The sequence below is a fragment of the Isoptericola halotolerans genome, from assembly GCF_003003075.1.
Taxonomy (GTDB): Bacteria; Actinomycetota; Actinomycetes; order Actinomycetales; family Cellulomonadaceae; genus Isoptericola; species Isoptericola halotolerans_A.
In genome coordinates this window covers 315,578-340,300 of record NZ_PVTX01000002.1, presented here as the reverse complement: position 1 = coordinate 340,300, position 24,723 = coordinate 315,578, and the positions used below count along the sequence as shown (strand labels likewise).

The 24,723-nt window shown below is 73.1% G+C and carries 26 protein-coding genes and 1 riboswitch; of the genes, 17 read left to right on the top strand and 9 right to left on the bottom strand.

The genetic code is table 11. The annotated features are described in order from the left end of the window. Positions 1-102 precede the first annotated feature (102 nt). The 6 genes from BCL65_RS04790 (at position 103) to BCL65_RS17935 (ending at position 6,808) form a co-directional block, all read left to right on the top strand. Positions 103-1,173, top strand: coding sequence for a LacI family DNA-binding transcriptional regulator (locus BCL65_RS04790; RefSeq protein WP_165799906.1), 1,071 nt, complete (start codon positions 103-105; stop codon positions 1,171-1,173). 31 nt (positions 1,174-1,204) lie between these two features. Next, positions 1,205-2,842 (top strand): FAD-dependent oxidoreductase, encoded by a 1,638-nt coding sequence (locus BCL65_RS04785; RefSeq protein ID WP_106265689.1) that lies wholly within the window; start codon positions 1,205-1,207, stop codon positions 2,840-2,842. A 63-nt stretch (positions 2,843-2,905) separates the two neighbouring features. Next, complete coding sequence (locus BCL65_RS04780; protein WP_106265687.1) at positions 2,906-4,213, top strand: ABC transporter substrate-binding protein; 1,308 nt, start codon at positions 2,906-2,908, stop codon at positions 4,211-4,213. Continuing rightward, on the top strand, positions 4,210-5,142 hold the full coding sequence (locus BCL65_RS04775) for a carbohydrate ABC transporter permease (protein ID WP_106265685.1): 933 nt from the start codon (positions 4,210-4,212) through the stop codon (positions 5,140-5,142). The genes BCL65_RS04780 and BCL65_RS04775 overlap by 4 nt, the downstream gene beginning before the upstream one ends. Next, positions 5,132-6,073 (top strand): carbohydrate ABC transporter permease, encoded by a 942-nt coding sequence (locus BCL65_RS04770; RefSeq protein ID WP_106265683.1) that lies wholly within the window; start codon positions 5,132-5,134, stop codon positions 6,071-6,073. The genes BCL65_RS04775 and BCL65_RS04770 overlap by 11 nt, the downstream gene beginning before the upstream one ends. A gap of 93 nt (positions 6,074-6,166) precedes the next feature. After that, the gene (locus tag BCL65_RS17935; protein ID WP_165799907.1) at positions 6,167-6,808 is read left to right on the top strand and encodes a hypothetical protein; all 642 of its coding nucleotides are present in this window, start codon (positions 6,167-6,169) and stop codon (positions 6,806-6,808) included. Positions 6,809-7,010: 202 nt separating this feature from the next. Here the strand turns inward: BCL65_RS17935 and BCL65_RS04760 are convergent, their stop codons facing one another. Beyond that, positions 7,011-7,949, bottom strand: a complete 939-nt coding sequence (locus tag BCL65_RS04760) for an SDR family oxidoreductase (protein ID WP_106265681.1) — start codon at positions 7,947-7,949, stop codon at positions 7,011-7,013. An 88-nt stretch (positions 7,950-8,037) separates the two neighbouring features. On the opposite strand from BCL65_RS04760, the gene BCL65_RS04755 reads away from it, so the two are divergent. Beyond that, positions 8,038-8,532, top strand: coding sequence for a low molecular weight protein-tyrosine-phosphatase (locus tag BCL65_RS04755; RefSeq protein ID WP_106265680.1), 495 nt, complete (start codon positions 8,038-8,040; stop codon positions 8,530-8,532). A gap of 34 nt (positions 8,533-8,566) precedes the next feature. Here BCL65_RS04755 and BCL65_RS04750 read toward each other — a convergent pair whose 3' ends face one another. Genes BCL65_RS04750 through BCL65_RS04740 form a run of 3 tightly spaced genes read right to left on the bottom strand, consistent with a single transcriptional unit; the run spans position 8,567 to position 11,080 of the window. Next, the gene (locus BCL65_RS04750; RefSeq protein ID WP_106265678.1) at positions 8,567-9,667 is read right to left on the bottom strand and encodes an alpha/beta hydrolase; all 1,101 of its coding nucleotides are present in this window, start codon (positions 9,665-9,667) and stop codon (positions 8,567-8,569) included. Next, positions 9,664-10,467, bottom strand: coding sequence for a Nif3-like dinuclear metal center hexameric protein (locus BCL65_RS04745; RefSeq protein WP_106265676.1), 804 nt, complete (start codon positions 10,465-10,467; stop codon positions 9,664-9,666). Before BCL65_RS04745 ends, BCL65_RS04750 begins: the two co-directional genes overlap by 4 nt. 10 nt (positions 10,468-10,477) lie before the next feature. Beyond that, positions 10,478-11,080, bottom strand: a complete 603-nt coding sequence (locus BCL65_RS04740) for a DnaJ family domain-containing protein (protein WP_106265675.1) — start codon at positions 11,078-11,080, stop codon at positions 10,478-10,480. Between the two features lie 81 nt (positions 11,081-11,161). Here BCL65_RS04740 and BCL65_RS04735 point away from each other — a divergent pair, with 81 nt between their 5' ends. Continuing rightward, positions 11,162-12,331: a pyridoxal phosphate-dependent aminotransferase gene (locus BCL65_RS04735; protein ID WP_106265955.1), complete on the top strand. Its 1,170-nt coding sequence runs from the start codon at positions 11,162-11,164 to the stop codon at positions 12,329-12,331. Positions 12,332-12,341: 10 nt separating this feature from the next. Here the strand turns inward: BCL65_RS04735 and BCL65_RS17930 are convergent, their stop codons facing one another. Beyond that, positions 12,342-12,764 (bottom strand): CBU_0592 family membrane protein, encoded by a 423-nt coding sequence (locus BCL65_RS17930; RefSeq protein ID WP_181340712.1) that lies wholly within the window; start codon positions 12,762-12,764, stop codon positions 12,342-12,344. 141 nt (positions 12,765-12,905) lie between these two features. On the opposite strand from BCL65_RS17930, the gene BCL65_RS04725 reads away from it, so the two are divergent. The 7 genes from BCL65_RS04725 (at position 12,906) to BCL65_RS04695 (ending at position 20,123) form a co-directional block, all read left to right on the top strand. Then, the gene (locus tag BCL65_RS04725; RefSeq protein ID WP_106265673.1) at positions 12,906-13,814 is read left to right on the top strand and encodes a LysR family transcriptional regulator; all 909 of its coding nucleotides are present in this window, start codon (positions 12,906-12,908) and stop codon (positions 13,812-13,814) included. A 169-nt stretch (positions 13,815-13,983) separates the two neighbouring features. Next, entirely contained in the window at positions 13,984-14,226 is a 243-nt protein-coding gene (locus tag BCL65_RS04720) for a PLDc N-terminal domain-containing protein (protein ID WP_106265671.1), read from the top strand. Between the two features lie 146 nt (positions 14,227-14,372). After that, a riboswitch (glycine riboswitch) is annotated at positions 14,373-14,467 on the top strand. A gap of 145 nt (positions 14,468-14,612) precedes the next feature. After that, positions 14,613-17,519, top strand: a complete 2,907-nt coding sequence (gcvP, locus tag BCL65_RS04715; RefSeq protein WP_106265669.1) for an aminomethyl-transferring glycine dehydrogenase — start codon at positions 14,613-14,615, stop codon at positions 17,517-17,519. 7 nt (positions 17,520-17,526) lie between these two features. Beyond that, complete coding sequence (gene gcvT / locus BCL65_RS04710; protein ID WP_106265668.1) at positions 17,527-18,699, top strand: glycine cleavage system aminomethyltransferase GcvT; 1,173 nt, start codon at positions 17,527-17,529, stop codon at positions 18,697-18,699. A 68-nt stretch (positions 18,700-18,767) separates the two neighbouring features. After that, positions 18,768-19,136 (top strand): glycine cleavage system protein GcvH, encoded by a 369-nt coding sequence (gene gcvH, locus BCL65_RS04705; RefSeq protein WP_106265666.1) that lies wholly within the window; start codon positions 18,768-18,770, stop codon positions 19,134-19,136. A gap of 246 nt (positions 19,137-19,382) precedes the next feature. Further along, positions 19,383-19,616, top strand: a complete 234-nt coding sequence (locus tag BCL65_RS04700) for a helix-turn-helix domain-containing protein (RefSeq protein ID WP_106265665.1) — start codon at positions 19,383-19,385, stop codon at positions 19,614-19,616. A 90-nt stretch (positions 19,617-19,706) separates the two neighbouring features. Continuing rightward, positions 19,707-20,123, top strand: coding sequence for a (deoxy)nucleoside triphosphate pyrophosphohydrolase (locus BCL65_RS04695; RefSeq protein WP_106265663.1), 417 nt, complete (start codon positions 19,707-19,709; stop codon positions 20,121-20,123). 25 nt (positions 20,124-20,148) lie between these two features. Here the strand turns inward: BCL65_RS04695 and BCL65_RS04690 are convergent, their stop codons facing one another. Continuing rightward, complete coding sequence (locus tag BCL65_RS04690; protein ID WP_106265661.1) at positions 20,149-20,739, bottom strand: AAA family ATPase; 591 nt, start codon at positions 20,737-20,739, stop codon at positions 20,149-20,151. A gap of 78 nt (positions 20,740-20,817) precedes the next feature. Between BCL65_RS04690 and BCL65_RS04685 the strand changes: the two genes are divergently transcribed. Continuing rightward, on the top strand, positions 20,818-21,393 hold the full coding sequence (locus BCL65_RS04685; protein WP_106265953.1) for an MOSC domain-containing protein: 576 nt from the start codon (positions 20,818-20,820) through the stop codon (positions 21,391-21,393). Between the two features lie 23 nt (positions 21,394-21,416). Next, positions 21,417-21,635 (top strand): hypothetical protein, encoded by a 219-nt coding sequence (locus BCL65_RS04680; protein ID WP_106265659.1) that lies wholly within the window; start codon positions 21,417-21,419, stop codon positions 21,633-21,635. A 51-nt stretch (positions 21,636-21,686) separates the two neighbouring features. Here the strand turns inward: BCL65_RS04680 and BCL65_RS04675 are convergent, their stop codons facing one another. The 3 genes from BCL65_RS04675 to BCL65_RS04665 all read right to left on the bottom strand — a co-directional run bounded on the left by BCL65_RS04675 (position 21,687) and on the right by BCL65_RS04665 (position 24,451). After that, entirely contained in the window at positions 21,687-22,112 is a 426-nt protein-coding gene (locus BCL65_RS04675; RefSeq protein ID WP_106265658.1) for an Hsp20/alpha crystallin family protein, read from the bottom strand. Positions 22,113-22,277: 165 nt separating this feature from the next. Continuing rightward, positions 22,278-23,732 (bottom strand): RICIN domain-containing protein, encoded by a 1,455-nt coding sequence (locus tag BCL65_RS04670; protein ID WP_207767652.1) that lies wholly within the window; start codon positions 23,730-23,732, stop codon positions 22,278-22,280. A gap of 218 nt (positions 23,733-23,950) precedes the next feature. After that, positions 23,951-24,451: an FBP domain-containing protein gene (locus BCL65_RS04665; RefSeq protein ID WP_106265655.1), complete on the bottom strand. Its 501-nt coding sequence runs from the start codon at positions 24,449-24,451 to the stop codon at positions 23,951-23,953. Positions 24,452-24,723: the final 272 nt, after the last annotated feature.

The following is a 24,723-nucleotide window of genomic DNA, read 5'->3' as shown; positions in this document are numbered from 1 at the left end:
TTTCGTCGGCGCGATAATAATGCGCATAATCGTCTTGTTGCCGACTCCTCGGCCCGGGCAGACTCTCGACCACGTCATCGCCGGCGGATCGAGGAGGATCGGATGCCGAAGCGTCGCATCACCCAGGCCGACGTCGCCGCCATGGCCGGCGTCAGCCAGGCCACCGTGTCGTTCGTGCTGAACGACCGGCTCCCTGCCGGCGTCCGCCTGAGCGCCGAGACCCGCCAGCGGGTGCTCGACGCGATCCGCATCACCGGCTACTCCGCCAACCCGGTGGCGCAGCGCCTGGCCGGTGGCCGCAACCAGATCATCGGTGTCTTCACCTACGAGGCCACCTTCCCCGGCGGCGGGCGGGACTTCTACGGCCCGTTCCTCGTCGGGATCGAGCACGCGGCCGAGCAGCTCGGCATCGACATCCTGCTGTTCACGAGCGCTCGCGTGGTCGAGGGTCGGCGTCGGCTGACCCGGGACGGCTGGCAGCGGCTCGGCATCGCCGACGGCTGCCTGCTGCTCGGCCAGCACGAGGACCGCAGCGAGCTGCAGCACCTGCTCGACACCAACTACCCGTTCGCGTTCATCGGCAAGCGGTCCAGCGAGGGCGGGCGGCTGCCCTACGTCGGCGCCGACTACACCGGGGCGACCCGCCGGGTGGTCGAGCGGCTCGTCGGCCTCGGGCACCGCCGGATCGGCTACGTCGGGGCGCTGGGCACCGACCAGCCCACCACCGACCGCTGGGAGGGTTACCGCGACGCGCTGCGCGACGCCGGGCTCGGCGCCCGCCTCGTCCCCGAGGAGGAGCCGGACGAGATCGTCACGGCCGTCGTCGAGCAGGGCCTCACCGCCGTCGTCCTCTCGCCCGAGCGCGACCCCGAGGAGCTGCACGACGCGCTCGGCCGGCATGGGCTCGACGTCCCCCGCGACGTCTCGGTCCTGCTGCTCGGCCAGCCGCACCACCGGCTGCGCCGGCCGCAGGAGTGGTCGGGCTACGCGATCCCGCGCGAGGAGATGGGAGCCCGCGCGCTCCTGCTGCTCTCCCGGCTGGTCGCGGGCGACGACGTCGGCGACGAGGAGCTGCACCGGCTCCTGGAGTGCACCGAGGTCACCGGTGGCACGGTCGGCCCACCCGCGTCGCAGCGCGCGCCCACCGGCACCGACGGCTCGCTCGTCCCCTGAACCACCGCACCACGACAGAACGGAAGCACCTGTGCCCACCACCCCGGACGTCACCACCGACGTCACCACGGACGTCCTCGTCGTCGGCGGCGGCCTCGGCGGCGTCGCCGCGGCGCTCGCCGCCGCCGACCGCGGCGCCCGCGTCGTCCTGACCGAGGAGCACCCGTGGATCGGCGGCCAGCTCACCTCCCAGGGCGTCCCGCCCGACGAGCACCCCTGGGTCGAGGACTTCGGCGTGACCCGGCGCTACCGGGCCGTGCGCGACGGGATCCGTGACGCGTACCGCCGCCGCTACCCCCTGACCGCGGCGGCGCGGACCCGGGCGGCCCTGAACCCGGGCGCCGGCTGGGTGTCGAAGCTGTGCCACGAGCCGCGGGTCGCCGTCGGCGTCCTGGAGGAGATGTTGCTGCCCGCCCGGGCCGCGGGCCGCCTCACGCTGCTGGAGCGCGTCCGGCCGGTCGCCGCCGAGACGGCGGACGACACGGTGCGCTCGGTGACGCTGGAGTCGGTGCTGGACGGCACGCGGACCACGGTGACCGCGGGCTACGTGCTCGACGCCACGGAGACGGGCGAGCTCCTGCCCCTGACGGGTACCGCGTACGTCACCGGGTTCGAGTCCCGGGAGACGACCGGCGAGCCCAGCGCCCCGGCCGAGGCGCAGCCCGGCAACGTCCAGGCCCTGAGCGTGTGCTTCGCCGTCGAGCACACCGACGGTGACCACACCATCGACAGGCCGGAGCGCTACGAGTTCTGGCGCAGCTACCGGCCCGGGCCGTGGAACGGCGAGCGGATGCTCTCCTGGCACGCACCGAACCCCCGCACGCTCGAGATGGACGTGCGCAGCTTCACGCCCAACCCCGGCGACGACGCCGGTGCGGTCGTCGCGGACCAGTCGCGCAACCCGGGCGACGGCAACCTGTGGACGTTCCGCCGGATCCTCGCGCGCGACCTGTTCGAGCCGGGCTTCCTCGCCAGCGACGTCTGCCTGGTCAACTGGCCCGCCATCGACTACTTCCTCGAGCCGGTGCTCGACGTCCCGCGCGAGGTGGAGCTCGCCCGGATCGAGGACGCAAGGCAGCTCAGCCTCTCGATGCTCTACTGGATGCAGACCGAGGCCCCGCGGCCCGACGGCGGCACCGGGTTCCCGGGACTGCGCCTGCGGCCCGACGTCATGGGTACGTCCGACGGGCTCGCCCAGGCCGCCTACCACCGCGAGGGTCGCCGGATCCGCGCCGTCACCACCGTGACGGAGAACGACGTGTCGTACGCGGTGCGGGGCGACCGGGGCGCCACCCGCTACGAGGACAGCGTGGGCGTGGGTATGTACCGCATCGACCTGCACCCCTCCACCGGCGGGGACACCTACATCGACGTCCCCTCCACCCCGTTCGAGATCCCGCTCGGCGCGCTGCTGCCCGAGCGCACGACCAACCTGCTGGCCGCCGCGAAGAACATCGGCACCACGCACATCACCAACGGCTGCTACCGCCTGCACCCCGTGGAGTGGAACGTCGGCGAGGTCGCCGGCCACCTCGCGGCCTTCTGCACCGAGCGCGGCGTGCGGCCCCACGACGTGCACGCCAAGTCCGACCTGCTCGCCGAGCTGCAGGAGGAGCTCACGGCCGCCGGCGTCGAGATCCGCTGGGCCGACGGCGCACACCCGTACTGACCCCGTCCCCCCGACGGCGCACCCGTGCAGCACCCACCGCCCATCCAGTTCGAAGGAGCACTGATGCACACCATCCGACACCGCGGCCTCGCCGCGGGCATCGCCACCGCGGCGGTCCTCGGCCTGGCTGCCTGCGGGTCGTCCGACCCGCAGGCGGCGGGCGAGCCCGAGGCACCGGGCGAGCCCGTCCCGCTGACGATGACCGTCTGGACCGCCGACGAGGCGCAGCTCGCCCTGTTCCAGTCCATCGCCGACGCGTACGTCGCCGAGCACCCCGAGCTCGTCTCGGAGGTCACGTTCGAGGCCATCCCGTTCGACGACTACACGACGTCGCTCACCACCCGCCTCGCCGGCGGCAACGCCCCCGACCTGGCGTGGATCCTCGAGAGCTACGCACCCGAGTTCGTGCAGAGCGGCGCCCTCGTCGACGTCGGCCCGGTGCTCGAGGGGACCGACGGCTACGCCTACGACGACCTCCTCGAGAGCTCGCTGGCGCTCTGGCAGCAGGACGGCGGCCTCTTCGCCTACCCGTTCTCCAACAGCCCGTTCGCCCTGTTCGTCAACACCGACCAGGTCGAGGCCGCCGGCCAGCCGTCCCCCGCGGAGCTCGTCGGGTCCGGGGAGTGGACCTACGACGCCGCCCGGGACATCGCTGCGGCGGCGGCCGAGGAGTCCGGCAAGCAGGGCCTGGTGGTCCGGGACTTCGACTACAAGGTGTGGGAGAACCTCTCGACGATCTGGGACGGCTGGGACGCCGCACCCTGGAGCGCCGACGGCGCCACCTGCACCTTCACCGACCCCGCCATGGTCGACGCCATGACGTGGATCCACGACGCGACGTTCGACGACGGCGCGATGCCCGGCCCGGGCACGACCGCCGACTTCTTCGCGGGCGACGCCGCCCTGACCATCACCCAGATCTCGCGCGCCTCCTCGCTCGACGACAGCTTCGCCTGGGACGTCGTGCCGCTGCCGGCCGGGCCCGAGGGCCGGCAGAACGTCATCGGTCAGGCGGGCATCGGCGTCTTCGCCCAGGGGGAGCACCCCGACGTGGCCGCCGACTTCCTGGCGTGGTTCACCAACCCGGAGAACGCCGAGCAGCTGGCCGCCTACTTCCCGCCGCCGCGGGAGTCGCTGCTCACCGCCGAGGTCCTCGGCGCGGCCAACCCGCTGCTCAGCGAGGACCAGCTCCAGGCGGTCGTCGTGGACGGGATCACCGACGCCGTCACCAAGCCCGCCCACCCCAGCTTCGCCAAGCTGCAGGACACGGTGCGCGCCGGTCTCGACCCGCTGTGGACGGCGGACGCGGACGTCGAGGCGGTGCTCGCGGACGTGTGCACGTCGATCGACCCCGTCCTGGCCGGCTCATGACCTCGACACCGGTGGCCGCGCGGCCGCGGGTGCGCACCGCGCGCACCCGCGGCTCCGCGGCGCAGCGCGACCGCGCCGTCGGCTACCTGATGGTGGCGCCGCAGGTGCTCGGCACCGTCGCGTTCGTCATCGTGCCGCTGGTCACCGTCGCCTGGTACTCCCTGCACGAGTGGAACGTGCTCGCGGGCACGTTCGTCTTCAGTGGCGCGGACAACTACGAGCGGATGCTCGCCGACCCCGGGCTGCGGGACTCGCTCGTCGCGAGCCTGTGGTTCTCCGTGGGCCTGGTGGTCCTCAACGTCACGCTGGCACTGCTCCTGGCCGTGCTGCTCGACCAGAAGCTGCCGGGCACGACGACGTTCCGCACGTTCTTCTTCTCGCCCGTCGTCGTGTCCCTCGTCGCCTGGACGATCGTGTGGGGCTTCCTGCTCCAGGACGACGGCGGGATCAACGGGTTCCTCGCGTCGGTCGGCGTCGAGGGACCCAACTGGTTGCGCAGCGGACCGACGGCGATGCTCGCCGTCATCGTGGTCCAGGTCTTCAAGAACGTCGGCCTCAACATGATCCTGTTCCTGGCCGCGCTGCAGAGCGTCCCCGAGGAGGTCCAGGAGGCGGCCCGGATCGACGGCGCGGGTGCGTGGCGCCGGTTCCGCTCGATCACCCTGCCCCTCATCAGCCCGACCGTGCTGCTCGTGTCGATCCTCACCGTGGTGGGTTCGCTCGAGGTGTTCGCGCAGATCGACGTGCTGACGGGCGGCGGGCCCGGGAACTCCACGACGGTGCTCGTCTACTACCTGTACCAGCAGGCCTTCCGGTTCAACGAGTTCGGCTACGCGAGCGCGATCTCCGTGCTCCTGTTCGTCATCGTCCTGGCCCTGACCCTGATCCAGTGGCGGACGCGAAAGAGGTGGGTCCACGATGAGGTCTGACGTCACGTCCGCACCGGTGGCCGGTCCGGCGACCGACCCGCCGGCGCTCGCCGGGCCGCCGCCCGCCGTCGGTGACGTGCCGGCCGCGCGCCGCCGTCGTCGGCCGCGCGCCGTCCGTGGGCTGCTGGTCGCCCTGCTGGTGGTGCTGAGCGTCCCGTTCGTGTTCCCGACGTGGTGGATGGCGACGTCGAGCCTCAAGCCGATGAGCGAGATCCTGCGGATCCCGCCCACGCTGTGGCCGCACGAGGTCTCCTGGGACGCCTACGCCGACGTGTTCGCGCTGCAGCCGTTCGCGCAGCAGTACTGGAACAGCCTGTACATCGCGGCGCTGGTGACGGCCGGGACGATCCTCGTGGCCTCGCTGGCCGGGTACGCGTTCGCGCGGATCTCGTTCCCCGGGGCGAACGCGCTGTTCGTGCTGGTGCTCGTCGGGATGCTGGTCCCGGCCGAGGTGACGATCGTGCCGCTGTTCCGCATGGTCAACGCCCTGGGCCTCGTCGACACGCACTGGCCGTTGATCGTGGTCCCGATCTTCGGCGCACCGAGCGTGCTGGCGACGTTCATCATGCGGCAGTTCTTCCTCGGGCTGCCGCGGGAGCTGGAGGAGGCCGGGCGCATGGACGGGCTGGGCCGCTGGGGGATCTTCTGGCGCATCGCGTTCCCCCTCGCCCGGCCGGCGGTCGCCGCCGTCGCGATCTTCACGTTCCTCAAGTCCTGGAACCTCTACCTGGAGCCGATCGTGTACCTGTCGAGCCGGGAGAACTTCACGCTGCCGCAGGCCCTCACCCAGTACGTGGACGCCTACGGCGGGCCGATGTGGAACGTGCAGCTCGCGGCGACCACCCTGACGGTGATCCCCGTGCTCGCCGTGTTCCTCGTGGCGCAGCGGCAGTTCGTCCAGGGCCTCGCGCACTCCGGTCTGAAGGGCTGAGCGGGTGACACGTGCCAATGATGCGGAATCGTTGCCGTTCTGCGACGGTTTCATCCTGTCGTGAAGCGCTTTCCGTCCGGTACGTTGCGGCTCGTGAGGCGCAACGGAGCGAGAACCAGGACGAACGGGCGACGGCTGGCGGCCGTCACCGCCGGCTGCACGGCACTGCTGCTGACGGGCTGTGCGGGCGCGGACGACCCCGGAGCGGGTGAGGCGTCCGCGAGCGCCTCCGCCGACACGGCGCCGGCGGTCGAGAGCAGCTGCGGCGGCGGGGTGTCGGTCGAGTGGCTCGGCACGCCGGAGTCCGAGGACATCTACACGGCCGTCACCGTGGTGCGCGTGTCGGGCGACGGCGGCACCGCGGTGCAGAGCGAGTGGAGCCGGGGCGAGGACGCCGGTGCACGCGCCGAGGGCGGCGCGACCGAGGACCAGGAGGCGATGGTGCGGGACGCCGTCGCGGGCGGGCTCCTCGAGGCCACCGGGGCCCCCGCGATCGTGGAGACCGACTCCCTGCTGGTGGACGTCGACAAGGGCACCTACGTGCTCTACGCGTACGCCGAGCGCACGACCGGCAGCGCGACCGTCAGCTGCGGCGACGGCAGCAACGCGGTGGACGCGGACGTGACGTCGTTCGAGGAGGTCGAGACCGGCGTCGCCGACTGCAGCACCTCGCCCGACCCGGTGACGGAGTACGTCGCCGCCGACGCCATCACCGACTACTGCGGGCGGGCGTAGCGTCCGCAGGCACGGAAGAACCCGCGGGGTGGAGTGGTCTCCTGCCGTGCTGGACGATGGCACGGCCCCCGCGGGTCCCGGTGGTCACGGGACTCAGCCCGTGACCACCTCGCTGGTCCGAAGAGTCTTCACTGCTCGGATCACCTCCTTTCAGTTCGTAGGCACGACGCTATGCCCGACGGCGCGGCACGCCAAGGGTTTTTCAGCGTGCAGATCCGCTCGGGCCGCCGCCCGGACCGCGCAGCAGGTGCTCCCACTCGAACGGGTAGTCGTCCAACCACTGCTCGAAGGAGCGTGCAGGGCGCCCGACCAGGCGGGAGACGTCCGGCGAGACGTGCGCCAGCTCGCCGGCCGCGATCGCCGTGTACGACGACACCCAGCCCGCCAGCTCGACGTCCGAGGCCCCCAGGCCGGCCCGGGACGCGTACGCCTCGTCCAGCGTCTCGTCGTGGTAGGTGATCTGGCGGCCGGTCGCGAGCGTCAGCAGCGCCGCCACCTGCGTGAGGCTCAGGGCGATCGGTCCCGTCACGTCGTACGTGACGCCGTCGTGCCGTCGCGGGTCCTCGTCGAGCAGGACGGCGGTCGCGACGTCCGCGACGTCGTCGTGCGCCACCGAGGCCACGCGACCGTCACCCGCCGGGCCGCGGATGACGTCGTCCGCACCGACGAAGCTCGCCAGCGACTGGTGGTACAGGTTGTCGCGCAGCACCGTCCACCGCAGGCCGCTGCGGCGCAGGTGCTGCTCCGTCGCCCAGTGGTCGCGGGCGAACGTGAACGTGGCGTCCGGTGCAGCGCCGACGAACGAGATGTACACCAGCCGTTCGACCCCGGCGGCGACGGCGGCGTCGATCGTCGCGGTGTGCAGGGCCACCCGGTCGGCCGACTCCCGGGCGCTCACGAGGAAGACGGTCCGTGCGCCCTCGAACGCCGCGCGCATCCCGGCGGCGTCCTCGTAGCCGTCGGCGACCGCCACCTCGCACTCCGGCAGCGGGCGGCCGTCGCCGAGCCGGGGCGCCCGGGAGCGTTCGCGGAGCACCAGTCGCTGGTGCGCGCCCTCCGCGGCGAGCCGGAACGCGAGGCGCGAACCCAGCCGTCCGGAGGCGCCGGTCACCGCGATCAAGCCGTCTGCGGACCACCTCATGCGGCAACGCTACGCGGACGAGCCGCGACCCGCCCGGTCGCGCCCGGTCTGCGACCATGTGCCCGTGAGCTCAGAGACCTTTCGTGTGATGACCGTCTGCACCGGCAACATCTGCCGGTCCCCGATGGCGCAGATCGTGCTGCGTGACCGGCTCGCGGCGGCAGGTCTGGAGGACCGGGTCGTGGTCGACTCGACCGGTGTCAGCGACGAGGAGCACGGCAACCCCGTCGACCCCCGGGCGCGCCGCGTGCTGGCGTCGCGCGGCTACCCGACGGGCGACGGCCACCGCGCCCGTCAGGTCCGGGCGGACCAGCTCGGCGACCGGGACCTGGTGCTGGCCATGACCGCTCGGCACGCCCGGGCGCTGCGGGCCCTCGCCGACGGTACAGACGCAGACATCCGGATGTACAGATCGTTCGACCCGAGCGCCCCGGCGGTCCCCGCGGGCGGGAGCGAGTCCGTGCTCGACGTCGACGACCCCTGGTACGGCGACCAGGACGGCTTCGAGACCTGCCTCACCGAGATCGAGGCGGCCGCCGACGGCATCGTCGACCACGTCCGCGCCGCGCTCCGCGAGAGCTAGCGGACCGCCGCGTCGAGCAGGCGGCTCCCCCGGCTCAGGCCGGCCGACGGCCGGCCTGCCGTCGCCCGGAGAACCAGCGACGCCAGCCCCGCGGCTCCGGCTCCGGCGCCGGGCCCGCCGCCGGCGGGACGTAGGCGCGGAACCAACGCGCCACCTCGAACCAGACGACGTCGCGCACCGCGGGTGCCGACAGCGTGACGTCGTGCAGGGCTCCCTCGATCCGGGCCAGCGTCGTGAGCCGCCCCAGCTGGGGGACCCGGGCCGCGATGCCGACGACGTCGAGCACTGTGTCCGTGCGCATCATGTCCTCGCTCCAGCGCACCGGCGGCGTCGAGCGGGCCGAGAGCAGCACCAGGATCGGGATGTCGATGGTCAGGCCGCGGGCGACCCGGTCGTGGCCCGAGAAGATCGCGGCCAGCCAGGCCGGCGTCACCCGCCACCCCGCGTCGGGCCGCCACGCCGCGTCCAGCTCCCACGCGCCGTCGTGCCGGGCCGAGATGGACCGTGCGTAGAACCCCAGGTCGACGTTCACCAGGTGGCTGCGGGGTGCGATCGCCGCCTGCGCCCGGATGCTGGGCTCGAGGACCAGCCGGCCCACCTTGCGGGTCTGGAACTCCAGCCAGGGGCTGTTCAGCACCAGTGCGTCGGCGCGGCCGGGGCGGTGGTGCGCCCACAGGCTGAGGACGAGCCCGCCGGTGGAGTGACCCATGAGGACCAGCCGCCGGTCGCTGCCGGCGCCCGGGCCGTGACCGATCTCGGCGAGCGCCGCCTCGATGTCCTCGTCGTAGGTGCGCAGCCGCGTGATGAACCCCGGCGTGTGGTGCGGGCGCAGGCTCCGGCCGTACTTGCGCAGGTCCAGCGCGTGGAAGCGCACGCCGAGCCCTTCCCAGAAGTCCGCGAGGTGCGTCTGGAAGAAGTAGTCCGTCCAGCCGTGCACGTACAGCACGTCGACGCCCGCGTCGGCCGACGGCGGAGCGTCACGCCGCCGCCGGACCAGCGTCGCGACGACCTCGCCCTCGAAGTCGGGGGCGAGCGCGAGCGTGCGCTGCTCGAACCCGTCCAGCACGTCGGGCACCCAGCCCGCCTCCGGCGCCGGCCCGGGGCCCGGAGCGGGCGCCGGGAGCGGCGTGCTCATGCCGCGACCAACAGGTCAGGGGTCGACAGGAACGTCACCGGCACCTCCGGGACCGTGGCGTGCAGCCAGTCGGCGAAGAGACTCATGCCCGCCTGCTCGCTCGGCACGTGGCCGGCGACGACCAGCCCCGTGCCGTCCAGGTGGGCGAGGTCCGCCGCGTACGACGCCGTCTCCCACTCGTGCGCCTCCCCCACCACGACGGCGTCCACGCCGGCCGTGCGCAGCAGGGAGCGGTGGCGGGCGAACCCGCGGAAGCCCAGGTCGAGACCCACCCGGCGCACCGTCCGGTGCGGGTCGCCCGCGAACCGCGTCTGGGTCGAGCCGAGCGCGGCGGCGACGTGGCGGGCCAGCTCGCGGACCGTCGTCGGGCGCACGTCGCACCACGCGACCCCGCGCGCGGCCGCCTCCGGGTCCAGCGTCCAGCCGAGCGCGCGGGCGGTGCCGGCGTCGATGCCGTCCGGGCGCCGGTCGTGCCACGCGTCGTGCATCCGCCAGACCGCGAGGCCGTGCTCGCGGACGAACGCGGCCTTGGCGGCGTGCACCGGGTCCCCCTCGTGGGCGAGCTGCGCCGTCGCGGCGCCCAGGTGGTCGTAGAAGAGCGGTTCGTGCGTCACGACGACGTTGGCGCCCACCGCCACCGCTCGCTCGAGGACCCCCAGCGTGGCGAGCGTCGTCACCGCGACGCCCCGCACGACGGCTTCCGGGTCGCCCGCGTCGAGGCCGTCCACGGTGGTGGGCCGCGCCGGCACGTCGAGCGCCGTCGCCGTGCGCGCCACGAGCTCGGCGACGGTCCAGGTCATGAGCGCGACACTACCGGCGCCGCTGACGCCAGCGGGAGACCTCGCGCTCGACGTCGCGGGTCGGGGTCACGACGGGCGGGCCGCCCGTGAGCTGCCGGCGGGCGTCGATCACGCGGGCGTTGAAGTCGGCGACGATCTCGCGCACCCGGTGCTCGTCGTGCTCGCGGTCCAGCGTCTCGTCCATGGCGGAGTGCTCGGCGCGGAGCTGCGCGGCGGGCAGGACGCCGCTGATCTGCTCGCGCTCGACGAGGTTCCGCAGCCACCAGTCCGGGTCGTGGGTCCCGCCGATGCCGGGCAGCGGCTTGCCCTGCAGCGGCAGGTCGTCGAACTCGCCTCGGCGGATCGCCTGGTCCACGACGGTGTCCACCCACCGGGCGCGGTCGTCCATCCGGGGGCGGGGCGGGGCCTCGTCGGCAGGCGGGTCGGCACGGCCGGCCCGCTGGTCGGCGTGCTCGGCGCGGTCGGCGCGGTGCCGCCCGCCGGCCGACCGCTGGGCCCGCTCGCGGTCGATCTCGCGGTCCACGCGGTACTGCGCGGCCCGGCGCGCGGGGTCCTGCGCCACGGCGGGGCGCTCGCGGGGAGCATCGTCAGGCTCTCGGCGGTGGGCGACCATGCGGTCACGTTACCCAGCCGGGGGACGACGGACATCCCGGGACGGCGGCCGCCGACGCCGACGCCGGGCATGATGGGCGCCATGAAGGTCTCGCGCCGCAGCCAGGTCCCGCCGTTCGCCGTCATGGAGGTGCTCGCCGCCGCCAACGCACGCCGGGCCGCGGGCCACGACGTCCTCAACCTCTGCGCCGGCGAGCCCTCCACGGGCGCCGCCGACGTCGTGCGCGAGCGTGCGGCGGACCTGCTGCGCCGCGCCGACCTCGGCTACACCGAGGCGCTGGGCGTGCCCGCCCTGCGCGCGGAGATCGCCGCGCACTACCGGCGCTGGTACGACGTGGAGGTGGACCCGGCCCGCATCGCCGTGACCACCGGCTCCAGCGGCGGGTTCGTGCTCGCGTTCCTCGCGGCGTTCGACGTCGGCGACCGCGTCGCGCTCGCCCGTCCCGGCTACCCGGCGTACAAGAACATCCTGGCCGCGCTGGGCTGCGAGGTCGTCGAGCTGGACTGCGGCCCCGAGACCCGCTACCAGCCCACCGTGTCGCAGCTCATGGAGGCGTACTACGGCGGCGGCCTCGACGGGGTGGTCGTCGCCTCCCCCGCCAACCCGACCGGGACGATGATCGCCCCGGCCGAGCTCGACGCCGTCGCGCGCTGGTGCGCCGAGCACGAGGTACGGCTGATCAGCGACGAGATCTATCACGGCATCGCCTACAGCCAGGACGTGCAGCAGGCGACCGCGGCCACCCACACGGACCGGGGCGCCGTCGTCGTGAACTCGTTCTCGAAGTACTGGGCGATGACCGGCTGGCGCCTCGGGTGGCTGGTGCTGCCCGAGGAGCTCGTCGGTCCGGTCGACGCGCTGGCCGGCAACGTCGCCCTGTCTCCCCCGGCGCTCGCCCAGCACGCCGGGATCGCGGCGTTCTCCGCCGAGGGCTACGCGGCCGCGGCGGAGAACGTGGCGCGCTACGCGGCGTCGCGCACCGCGCTGCTCGACCGGGTGGACGAGCTCGGGTGGCGACCGGTGGCTCCGGCCGACGGCGCCTTCTACCTGTACGGGAACGTCTCCCGCTTCGGTCTGGACGCCGTGACGTACTGCTCACGCCTGCTGGCGGAGGCCGACGTCGCGATCACGCCGGGGACGGACTTCGACGGCGAGCGGGGCCGCGACTGGGTGCGGTTGTCCTTCGCCGCGGCCCCCGACGTCGTCGCGCGCGCCGTCGACCGGATCGTGGCCTGGCAGGCCACGCTCTGAGGCGGACGCCTCAGCGCACGGCCAGCGGCGTCCGGACCTCGAGGTGGTCGACGACGAGCTCCGGCGTGACGGTGGTGCTGGTCGTCTCGCTGAAGCCGGTCTCCGTGAAGGTGCTGCTCTCGGCGTACGCCGGCTCGGCGTAGGCCTGCTCGGCGTACTTCGCCCCGCGGCGGGCGTCGCGGCGGGCGCGGACGATCATGAGGACGGCCTGCGCCCCGATGACCATCCAGGCGACGTTCGCGGCGACCGACGGCCACACGCCGTGGACAGCGGCGACGAGGAACAGCATCGAGGTCGCGCAGAGGTTGGCGGCCTGGAACTGGATCGAGTTGGGTGCCCAACGACCTCGGGACACCTGGAAGTAGGCGACGAGGCCGACGATGGCGCCGACCCAACCGAGAGCGGTGACCACGGACAACAGGTACGGCAACATACGAGCCTCCTCACGGGGGTTTCAGGTGGGATGACGCCGGCCTCGGACCACTGACTCCGGCGGGCGCCGAGAGCAATGTTGCGGCACGAAACACGTTCAGCACAATTGAATGTTTCTGCAGATGCCGCTTAGCATCGCTACATGGCCACCGACCCACGAAGGCTTGCCTTCCTCCTTGCCGTGCACCGCGCCGGCGGCGTCCTCGCCGCGGCAGATCTTTTGCATGTGACCCCCTCTGCCGTGTCCCAGCAAATCGCTCGTCTGGAGGCCGAGGAAGGCTTCCCGGTGCTGGACAGAGGGCCGCGCGGCGTCACGCTGACACCCGCGGGCCGGGTGCTCGCCGACGTCGCCGAACGCATCGAGGCCGAGCTCCTCGAGGCGCGCCAGGAGATCGCGAACCTCGGCGAGGGCGTCACCGGGACGGTCAAGGTCGGCGCGTTCCAGTCGGCGATCCGCGCGGTCGTCGCTCCCCTGCTCGCGCCGCTCGCCGAGGAGCACCCCGGCGTCACCATCGACGTCCGCGAGCACGAGCCCGCCGACTCCGTGCGGATGCTGCGCGCCGGCGACCTCGACGTCGTCCTCCTCGAGCACGACGGCGACGTCGACGCCCCGGCCCCCCGCGGCGCCCACGACGTCCCGCTGCTCGACGAACCCTGGCGGCTCGTGGTGCCGGTCTCCCTGCCCACGCCGGAACGCCTCGACGACCTGCGCGACCTGCCCTGGGTCGGCGCCCTCGGCGGGACCGCGGCCGACCGTGCGCTGCGGCGCCTCGGCCGCACCCTGGGGACCACCATCGAGGCACGGCACGCCTACTTCGACTTCGACACCGCGCTCGCGCTCGTCGCCGCCGGTCAGGGCATCGCCATGCTCCCGGCGCTCGCCGTCGAGAGCGGCGAGGTGCCCGACGGCGTCGACGTGGTGGCGATGCCCGGTCTCGGTTCGCGCCGGGTCATCATGCGGCACCGGGCCACCCGGCACGAGCCGGGCCCGGCGGTGCGGGCGGTCGTGGACGCGATGGTCGACGTCGCCCGCGGCCTCGAGCTCACCTGACGTAGCACCCCGCCCGCCGAGGTGGTGCGGTTCCGGCCGAGGTAGTGCCCCGTTCGCCGAGGTAGTGGGGTTCCCGCCGAGGTAGTGGCCCGTTCGTCGAGGTAGTGCGGTTCCCGCCGAGGTAGTGCTCGCTGGCCTGGAGTGCGGGCGTGGCGGTTAGCATGCCGGGATGAACCCGACGGTGCCGTTCATGCCAGCCTGGTACGACGTCGCGTGGACGGTGATAGCGCTCGGCGTGCTCGCGATGACGCTGGTCGCCCTCCACGCCTGGTGGCGCTCGCCCCGGATGGTCGGCGGCACCGCCGTCGGGTGGGCGATCGTGATCCTTGCGCTCCCGGTGGTCGGGCCGGCGCTGTACCTCGCCATGGACACCGATCGACGGTGGGCCGACGACGACGCCTCGTCGCGCTGAGGGCACTACCTCGGCCCACCGGCCACTACCTCGGCCCACCGGCCACTACCTCGGCCCGCCGGCCACTACCTCGGCCCACCGGGCACTACCTCGGCGAACGGGGCACTGCCTCGGCGGTAGACTGCGCGGACAACCGCACAGCCGCTCGAACCGTGACGGGAGAGCCCGGCCCCCCGGGGCCGGCGCCGAAGGAGCAAACCCTCCCCGGGAATCTCTCAGGCCCCTGTACCGTCACGGCGAGGCAACTCTGAAAAGTGGCCCCCGCCTCGGCGGAGGCCCACCGACGGTGCAAGCCGGCGCGCCCCGTACAGGCGGACCGGCAAAACTCTCAGGTCCCATGACAGAGCGGGGAGGGTCCCAGTCCACCGACCCTCGGAGCGCTCCTCGTGACCCACTCCCCCTTCGACCCGGACGTCTTCGCCGACCGGCACATCGGCCCGCGCGGGCACGAGACGGCGGCGATGCTGGACCAGCTCGGGTACGCCGACCTCGACGCGCTCGTCGACGCGGCCGTGCCGGCGACGATCCGTGAGCGCGAGCCGCTCGACCTGCCGGCGGCGCGCAGCGAGGCGGAGGTCCTCGACGACCTGCGGGCGATCGCCGCGAAGAACCAGGTCAAGCGCCAGATGATCGGCCTGGGGTACTACCCGACCGTCACTCCCCCGGTCATCCGGCGCAACGTGCTCGAGTCGCCGGCCTGGTACACCGCGTACACGCCGTACCAGCCCGAGATCTCGCAGGGCCGGCTCGAGGCGCTCCTCAACTTCCAGCAGGTCGTCGAGGACCTCACCGGTCTGGCGATCGCCGGGGCGTCGCTGCTCGACGAGGCCACCGCCGTCGCGGAGGCCGTCGCGCTGATGTGGCGGGCGTCCCGGGCCAAGCAGGGCTACGTGGTGCTCGACGCCGAGCTGTTCGGCCAGTCGATCGCCGTGACGCGGGGCCGCGCCGAGGCGGTCGGCCTGCCCGTCGTCGTCGTGTCGCTCGAGGAGGGCCTCGACGCCGGGCTCGCCGCCTTCGAGGCGGACGGCGGCACCCTCCCCGAGGGCAACCTCGTCGGGGTGGTGGTCCAGCAGACCGGTGCCTCCGGACGCGTGCTCGACGTCCGTTCGGTCGTCTTGGAGGCCAAGGATCGCGGCGCCCTGGTCACGATGGCCACCGACCTCCTCGCGCTGACCATGCTGGTCTCCCCCGGCGAGCTGGGCGCCGACGTCGCGGTCGGCTCGGCGCAGCGGTTCGGCGTCCCGCTGTTCTACGGCGGTCCGCACGCGGCGTACATGTCGGTGCGCAAGGGTCTGGAGCGCCAGCTTCCCGGCCGCCTCGTCGGGGTGTCCGTCGACGCCGACGGCGCGATCGGGTACCGCCTGGCGCTCGCCACGCGGGAGCAGCACATCCGGCGCGAGCGGGCGACGTCGAACATCTGCACCGCGCAGGCGCTGCTCGCCGTGGTCGCCTCGATGTACGCGGTCTACCACGGGCCCGAGGGCCTCCGGGCGATCGGCGAGCGGGTGCACGGCCGGGCCGTGGCGCTCGCGGGCGGGCTCCGTGCCGCCGGCGTCGAGGTGGTGCACGGCGCGTTCTTCGACACCGTCCGCGTGGCGGTGCCGGGCCGAGCCGCCGCGATCGGCGCCGCGGCCGCCGAGGCGGGATACAACCTGTACGTCGCGGACGCACACCATGTACAGATTGCCTGCGACGAGACGACCACCGAGGCCGACGTCGAGACGCTGCTCGGGTTGTTCGGCGCCGCTCCCGCCGACGCCGCCGACGGGCTCGGGCTCGACGACGCCCTCCTGCGCGGCAGCGGGTACCTCCAGCACCCCGTCTTCCACCGCCACCGGTCCGAGACCGCGATGCTGCGCTACCTGCGCCTCCTGAGCGACAAGGACCTCGCGCTGGACCGCACGATGATCCCGCTGGGCTCGTGCACGATGAAGCTCAACGCCACCGCGGAGATGGAGCCGATCAGCTGGCCGGGCTTCGCGGACCTGCACCCCTACGTCCCGGCCGACCAGGCGCTGGGGTACGCCGAGCTGATCGCCGACCTCGAGGAGTGGCTGGCCCGGATCACCGGGTACGCCGCGGTGTCGGTGCAGCCCAACGCCGGTTCGCAGGGCGAGCTGGCCGGGCTGCTGGCGATCCGCGCCTACCACGAGTCCCGCGGCGAGCAGCACCGTGACATCGTGCTGATCCCGGCGTCGGCGCACGGCACCAACGCGGCGTCGGCGGCGCTGGCGGGCCTGCGGGTCGCCGTGGTGGCCACGGCGGACGACGGCGAGATCCAGCTCGACGACCTGCACGCCAAGCTCGCGCAGCACGGCGACCAGGTGGCGGGGATCATGATCACCTACCCCTCCACGCACGGCGTCTACGAGGAGCACGTCCGCGAGGTGTGCGGTGCCGTACACGATGCTGGTGGTCAGGTGTACATCGACGGCGCGAACCTCAACGCGCTCGTCGGGCTCGCGCGCCCGGGCCGGTTCGGCGGCGACGTGTCGCACCTGAACCTGCACAAGACGTTCTGCATCCCGCACGGCGGCGGCGGCCCCGGCGTCGGCCCGGTCGCCGTGGCCGAGCACCTGGTGCCGTTCCTGCCCGGCGACCCGACGCCGTCGGCCCACGCGGACGACGACGGGGGAGTGCCGCCCGTCTCCGCGGCCCCGCACGGGTCGGCCGGGATCCTGCCGATCTCCTACGCGTACCTCGCGCTGATGGGCCCGGACGGTCTCACGGCGGCCACCCAGAACGCCGTGCTCACGGCCAACTACGTCGCCTCGCGCCTCGCGGGCCACTACCCGGTGCTGTACACCGGCGCCCACGGCCTCGTGGCGCACGAGTGCATCCTGGACCTGCGCCAGATCACCCAGGAGACCGGCGTGACCGTGGACGACGTCGCCAAGCGGCTCGTGGACTTCGGCTTCCACGCGCCCACGATGGCGTTCCCCGTGCCGGGCACCCTCATGGTGGAGCCGACGGAGTCCGAGGACCTCGGCGAGCTCGACCGGTTCGTGGAGGCGATGATCGCCATCCGCGGCGAGATCGACGCCGTCGCCGCCGGCCGCTGGGCCGTGGCGGACTCCCCGCTGCGCCACGCGCCGCACACCGCGGCCAGCCTCCTGGGCACCGACTGGGACCGCCCGTACACGCGCGACGAGGCGGCGTTCCCCGTCGCCGGGCTGCGCTCCGCCAAGTACTGGCCGCCGGTGCGCCGGATCGACCAGGCCCACGGCGACCGCAACCTGCAGTGCTCGTGCCCGCCGATCGACGCCTACGCCGAGCCCCTCGGCGAGAACTGAGGACGCCATGACGGAGAAGAAGACGCCGCTGCACGCCGAGCACGAGGCGCTCGGCGCGACGATGACGGACTTCGGCGGCTGGATGATGCCGTTGCGGTACACCTCGGACCTCGCGGAGCACCGCGCCGTGCGGGAGGCCGCCGGCCTGTTCGACCTGTCCCACATGGGCGGCATCGCGGTGACCGGCCCGGACGCGGGAGCGGCCCTCGACCACGCCCTGGTCGGCAACCTGTCGAAGCTCCGCCGCGCGGGCGCCCGGTACACGATGATCTGCGCCGACGACGGGGGAGTGCTGGACGACCTGATCGTCTACCGCACCGGCGAGGACGAGTACTTCGTCGTGGCCAACGCGGCGAACTCCGAGACCGTGCTCGTCGCGCTCCTGGAGCGGGCGGCCGGGTTCGACGCCCAGGTGCGCGACGTCTCCGCGCGCGACGCGCTGATCGCCGTGCAGGGCCCGCGCGCCGCACAGATCGTGCGGGAGGTCCTCGCCGAGGACTCCGAGATCTCCGGTGGCACCGCGTTCGACGAGCTGAGGTACTACGCCAGCCTCGGCATGCGGTTCGGCGAGGAGGCCGTGCTCGTGGCCCGCACGGGGTACACGGGCGAGGACGGGTTCGAGATCTGGGTCGCCGCGCCGCACGCCGTGGCACTGTGGCGCGCGCTGCTCGCAGCGGGGGAGCCGCGCGGGCTCGTGCCCGCCGGGCTCTCCGCCCGCGACTCGCTCCGCCTCGAGGCGGGGATGCCCCTCTACGGCCACGAGCTCGACACGACGACCACGCCGTACGACGCCGGCGTCGGCCGCATCGTCAAGCTGGACAAGGTGTCCGACGACGGCACCCCGGTCGAGTTCGTGGGCCGCGCCGCGCTGGCCGCCCGTGCCGAGCGCGCGCCGGAGCGGGTGCTGGTGGGACTGCGCGGGACGGGACGGCGGCCCGCCCGCGCGGGCTACCCCGTCGTGCAGCCGGAGGCCGTGCCGTCGCCCGACGGGTCCCTCGGGCCTCGGGTCGGCACCGTCACGTCGGGTGCGCCGTCGCCCACGCTCGGTCACCCGGTGGCGATGGCGTACGTGAGCCCGGAGGTCTCCGCCGAGGGGACCGAGCTGGCCGTGGACGTGCGGGGGAGGGCGGAACCCTTCGTCGTCGTCCCGCTGCCGTTCTACCGGCGCGAGCGCGGCTGAGACCCGGCGCACCGCGCCGCCGTCCGACACAATCGAGCCAGCCCTACCCCACGACAGGAGAACTTCTCATGGCCGACTTCCCCACCCACCTGCGCTACTCCGTCGAGCACGAGTGGGTCGACGACGCGACCCCCGCCACGGTGGGCGTGACGTCCGTCGCCGCCGACGCGCTCGGTGACGTGGTCTATCTCGAGCTCCCCGAGGTGGGCGCCACGATCGAGGCCGGCACGGTCATCGGCGAGATCGAGTCCACCAAGTCCGTGTCCGAGCTCTACTCGCCGGTGTCCGGCACGGTCGTGGAGGTCAACCAGGCCGCGATCGACGACCCGGCGGTGGTGAACTCGGAGCCCTTCGGGTCGGGGTGGCTGTTCAAGGTCGAGGTGACGGGCGCCGGCCAGCTCCTGTCCGCGGAGGAGTACGCGCAGCACGCAGGGTGAGTCAACCGTGATCCAATCGTGATAATCGGGTTTCGGTTGCTTGACGCAACACCCCGGCAGGGCGCTGGCCTGCGGAGATACCGCCCCGCGGCCGCCCTGACGCGGGCCGTGGGAGCGCTCCGACTCCGGTTGCATCCCCGGCTCGCGTGTGGCCTGCGTCATGAACCGTCACCCGCACTCTCTCCACTCATGACGGATATCCCCGAGCCGGTCATGGCGACTGGCGGCCGTCATGGAGGAAGAACGATGAGTGCAATCGAGATGGACCGTCTGACCCTTGACCCTGGCCTGACGGTTCGTGAGCAGGTCGTGCTGTCCAACCTGTCCGAGGAAGTCACGCTCGAGCAGATCGCCAGCAAGCTTTTCGTCACGCGAAACACCGTGAAGTCTCAGGTGCGGAGCGTCTACCGCAAGCTCGGGGTCTCGACCCGGGCCGATGCCGTCGCCTGGGCCCGCAGCACGGGCATGCGCACGACCTGACCGGTTGACGACGTCTTGCCCCGCCACCACTCGGGGGATGTTGGTGGCGGGGCACACGTCTCTTCGGGGCCGGATGGCAGACTCACCGCCATGATCCGTCGCCTCGTCGTCGCCGCCGCCATCGTCGACTCGCTCGACCGGCCGGCGCGTCTCCTCGCCGCCCGCCGGTCCCAGCCCGCGGAGCTCGCCCGGAGGTGGGAGTTCCCCGGTGGCAAGGCAGAACCGGGGGAGCGGCCCGACGAGGCGTTGCACCGTGAGCTCCACGAGGAGCTCGGCGTCACCGTCACGCTCGGGCCGGAGGTCCCGGGGCCCGACGACGGCGCCTGGTTCATCACGGAGCGCCACGTGCTGCGCCTGTGGATGGCCACGCTCGCCGGCGGCGAGCCGGCACCGCTCGTCGAGCACGACGAGCTCCGCTGGCTGGACGCGGACACCCTGTGGGACGTCGACTGGCTCGACGGTGACGTGCGGATCGTGAAGCTGCTCGCCGACCGGCTCGTGTCCTGAGGTCCCGCGTCTCCTGAGGTCGCGTCTACAGAGGGCGTACGCCGACGGCGGGAGCCGACGTCGGCACGGGACGCCCGGTGCGGGCGGCGGCCCGCTCGAGCCACCGCTCGGCCTCCGCGTGGCTGCGCAGGCGCACGACCTCCACGTGAGGCGCCTGGACGGCCAGCCGCTCGTCGAGACCGTCGAGCGTGCGCCGCGTCCGCCACGCCCAGCGCACGATGTGGTCGCGGTCGGTGCAGAAGGTCCGCAACGGCGGCTCGATGTTGCCGTTCCACAGCACCGTGCGGTGGCGCCGCCGGTCCAGGGTGCGCCGGACCACCTGGCGCATCCGCAGGCGGACCGGCAGGTCCAGCCACACCAGGAGCTGGACCCGCTCGAGCAGGAGCGGCCGCACGGCGCGGTACTGCCACTCGGTGACCCAGGCGTCGGTCGCGACCAGCGCGCGGACGTCGTCGAGGAACGTGGGCCGCGGCGTCCAGCTCGGACCGTGGAACAGCCCGTCCAGCTCCGTGTGCGGGACGTCGAGGATCTCGCCCAGTCGGGCCGCCAGCGTCGTCTTGCCGGCCCCGGAGGTGCCGGCGACCAGCACGCGGCGGGGGATCGCAGGCTCGGGCATCCCGTGATCGTAGCGGGCGGTGCGCGACCCGGGCCGGTGCGAGCCGCGGGCCGGTGCGAGACTCAGGGCGTGGCACCCCTGGCACCCTTCGAGTACCCGGTCGAGATCGAGCTCCTGCTCGTGTCCCCCGAGCACGCCTACTTCGGGCGGCCGCGTGACGGCGCGGCAGACGTGCCGACGTCGTACCCCGAGGCCGCCGAGGTCGTGGCCGGCAAGGGTCTGGTGGGGGACAGGTTCTTCGGCAAGGCCGCCCACATGGACGCAGCGGTCACGCTCTTCGCGGCCGAGGCGCTGGAGGAGATCGCCCGCGAGCTCGGCACCGGTCCGCTCGACCCCACGCTCACGCGACGCAACGTCGTGCTGCGCGGAGCCGAGCTGGCACCCCTGGTCGGAGAGGAGTTCACGATCCGTTCCGGCGACGGCGGTGACGAGGACGCCGTGACGCTGCGTGGTGGACGCCCGGCGCACCCGTGCGCCTGGATGGACCGCGTCCTGGCGACCGGTGTCCATGCCGCGATGCGGGGACGCGGCGGCGTGCGCTGCATGCCGCTGACCGACGGGGTGCTGCGGCGCGGCCCCGCCGTGCTGGTGAGCCCGGTCCGGCTCGACCCCGCGCGCGCCGGCGTCGCGGTCCGGCGCCCGCGGCTGCCCTGAGCGGCGCGGGCTAGGCTGGGCCCATGAGCGACTTCAAGGTGAACCCGGCCCCGCAGAACGACACCCCGGGCGCGATGCTCGGGCGCGTGATCGTCTCGTTCGTGCTGTTCCTCGCCGGCCTGGTCCTCATCGGTGTCGGCGCCACGGCCGACCCCGCGATCGCGCCGTACGTGTTCGGCGGGGGCATCGTGGCCGCGTCGCTCGCGTTCGGCCTGCCGATGATCGGCGCCAGCAAGGGCTGAGGCCCTCACCGACGCCGATCGCCGGTCTCGCCGCGAGGAGATCGCCGCTGGTCAGCCGTTGCCGGCCTCGATGGCCTCGGGGCGGGAGTCGTGGCTGACCTCGATCCGGCGCGGCTTCGCGTCCTCCGCCACCGGGATGGTCAGCGTCAGCACCCCGTCGGCGTACGACGCCGTGATCCGGTCGAGCGCCAGCCCCCGGCCCAGCGTGAGCTGCCGGGCGACGGTGCCGGACGTGCGCTCCCGCAGGAGCCACTGACCCTCGCCGGAACGTGGCGTGCGCTCGGCGCGGATGGTGAGCGTGCGGTCCTCGCACGAGACGTCGATGCTGCCGGGGTCGATCCCGGGCAGGTCGACGGCGAGGACGTAGTGGTCGCCCTCGCGGAACAGGTCCATCGGCATGGCCGGGGCGTTCCTCGACGTGGCGAGCGACCCGAAAAGTCGGTCCATCTCCTGGAACGGGTCCCAGTAGGTAGCCATCGCGCATCACCTCCTCGACGAGGGCCGCGCGGTGCGGCCCCGACCGCGATCAGCGCGCCGGTCCGTCCGGCGTCGCCTGGCTACACCTCCTGATTTAGCACTCTCGGCCGCAGAGTGCCAAGAGGGGTCGTTTCGCTCTCGGCGAACATGCTGCTCCGCCCGCCATCACAGGTCCCAGCGCTGGTTGGCGGCACCCCAGCAGCCGTACTGCTGCAGCCGGGTGCCGTTCGCCGTCGACCTGCTCGGCAGGTCGAGGCACTTGCCGGAGTGCCGGGCCACGAGCTCGTAGCCGCCGCCCGCCTCGCGGAGCTCCCACTGCTGGTTGGTGCCGCTGCCGCACGTGTACTGGATGATCGCCGCGCCGTCGGCCGTGGAGGCACCGCTGACGTCGAGGCACTTGCCGGAGTGCTGCGCCACGAGGTGGTGGTAGCCGTTGCCCAGGTCTCGTAGCTCGAACCGTTGGTTCGAGCCGCTGCCGCAGGTGTACTGCACCACCTCGGCGGCGTTCGCCGTGGAGGCGGAGACCACGTCCACGCACTTGCCGGACACCTCGCTGACGATCTGGGTCACCGTGCCGCCCGGCCCGCCGCCGGAGACGTCGTCGCCCCACCCGTACCGCAGCCGGTCCGCGCCGGTCTGGTTGCGCAGCGTGAGGTCGAGACCGGTGCCGGTGCCGCTCTTCGCGTACATCGAGTACCAGTCGTAGCCGATGGTGCCCGGCTTGCCGCCGAGGGCCGGCCAGTAGGTCGCCCCCATCCCTTCGTCCCGCATGACCTGGGTCACCGCGCGGACGTGGCGCACGAAGTTGTCCGTGCTGCCGGCGTCGGCGTAGTCGCGGCCGTCGTTCATCGGTGCGCCGAACTCGGTCACCACGGCCCGCGAGGCACAGTCGCCGAGCCGGTACCGGACGTGATCCACCCAGCCGTCGTAGGTGTTGCTGCCGTACATGAACGCGTAGTGGTGGAACGAGAACAACGTGTCCGCGAACCGGGAGTCGGCGCACAGGTCACGCAGGTCCTGGCTGTACCCGGTCCCGCCGATCAGGACCCGGCTCGGCACGGCGGAGTAGTGGTAGTCGAGCCAGTCGGCAGCGACGTCTCGCCACGCGGTCGAGCTGTATCCGTGCGGCTCGTTCATCGGCTCGAAGTACACGAGGCCGTTCGAGCCGTACTGCGACGTCACGGTGGACCACATGGTGTTCCACGCGGCGTAGTCGGTGATGCGGCCGTCCGACGCGGCGCCGTCCTCCCAGTACGCCAGGACGACCTTCCAGCCGCGGGCGGTCGCCGCGTCGATGGTGGCGCGGTAGCTGTTCCACCAGGCCGTGCCGACCGTGTGGGTGTTGACCGGCAGGCGGACGGTGTCGACACCGAGCGTGCTCTCCATGTCGTCGTACAGGGCGTCGGCCTTGGCCTCGACGGTCGCGTAGCTGTCGGAGCTGCTCAGACCGTCCAGGACGAGCGGACCGGTGACGAAGTTGTCGCCCAGCACCGCCCAGTTCATCCCTCGGAACTGGCTGGTGGCGGCGGCAGCGGGTGCGGAGGACACGGTCACCGCGGCGATCGGCAGCAGCACCAGCGCGGCCAGTCCTGCCAGTAGTCGGGTCAGGAACGTCTTCATCATCAGGACCTCTCGTGCGTCGTTGCAGGGGAGCTGGTCAGGTCGACCGGGTGGCGTCCAGATGGCACCGACCGCGTCGACTGAGGACGCACGCTAGTGCACGAGTGATCGCGACGGCATGCTTCCAGGGCACACTCAATCCGAAACGAGCACTATCGATCACCGCCTGGCCCGACCGCGGTCCGGGCCAGGCGGCTGCTGTTCCCTCGCGGCACCGGTCAGGCGGTGCTGCGGACCTCCTCGAGGAACCGCCGGGTGCGTTCGCGCAGGCCGTCGATACGCCGTTCGACGACGGCGGCGCGCGCCACGTCGTCGTCGAACCCGGCCTCCGCGAGGGTGGGGCGCCGGCGTACGTTGCGCGAGCAGCGGAAATCCGTGCAGATCAGGGTGCCGATGGTGTTGCCCTTGCGGCCGGGCGCCCCGGCCCGGCGCGCCACGTAGAGGGACGTGTCGTTGCCGTCGGCGACGTCCTCGCACCAGGCGCACATCGCCGCCCGGCGGCTGCTGGTCTCGGGGGCGCGCAGGATGATGCCGACGGGCTCGCCGTCGACCTCGGTGACCGCGTACGCGGCCAGCGGCTGCTTGCGGTCGCGCCAGCCGAGGTAGTCGAGGCGGTCCCAGCGGACCTCGGCGAGCTCGGGAAGGATCATCCGCTGCCGCTCGCTGCGCGTGGCGTTGACGAGGCTGGCGCGGATCTGCTGTTCGTCCAGGGGGTTCATGGGTCGGCTTTCGGGAGCAGGGCACCACCCGCGACCGACCTCGGCGGGCGCCTGAGCGCGTCAGCCGTGGGTCGGTGGATCGGGTGGAGGAGGGCAGGGCGGAGCCAGGTCCCCTCCGCGCACGACCCGTATCGGGTCAGCGGCAGGCGGCCTGGGTCGACGGGTTGCCTGAGCAGGCCCTGAGGGCCACCCCGCTCCCCGCGACGACGCGCTGCATCTCTCGCTCCTCGTACCGATCCGTCGGTCCGCCCGTGCGACGGCCCCGCCCACCA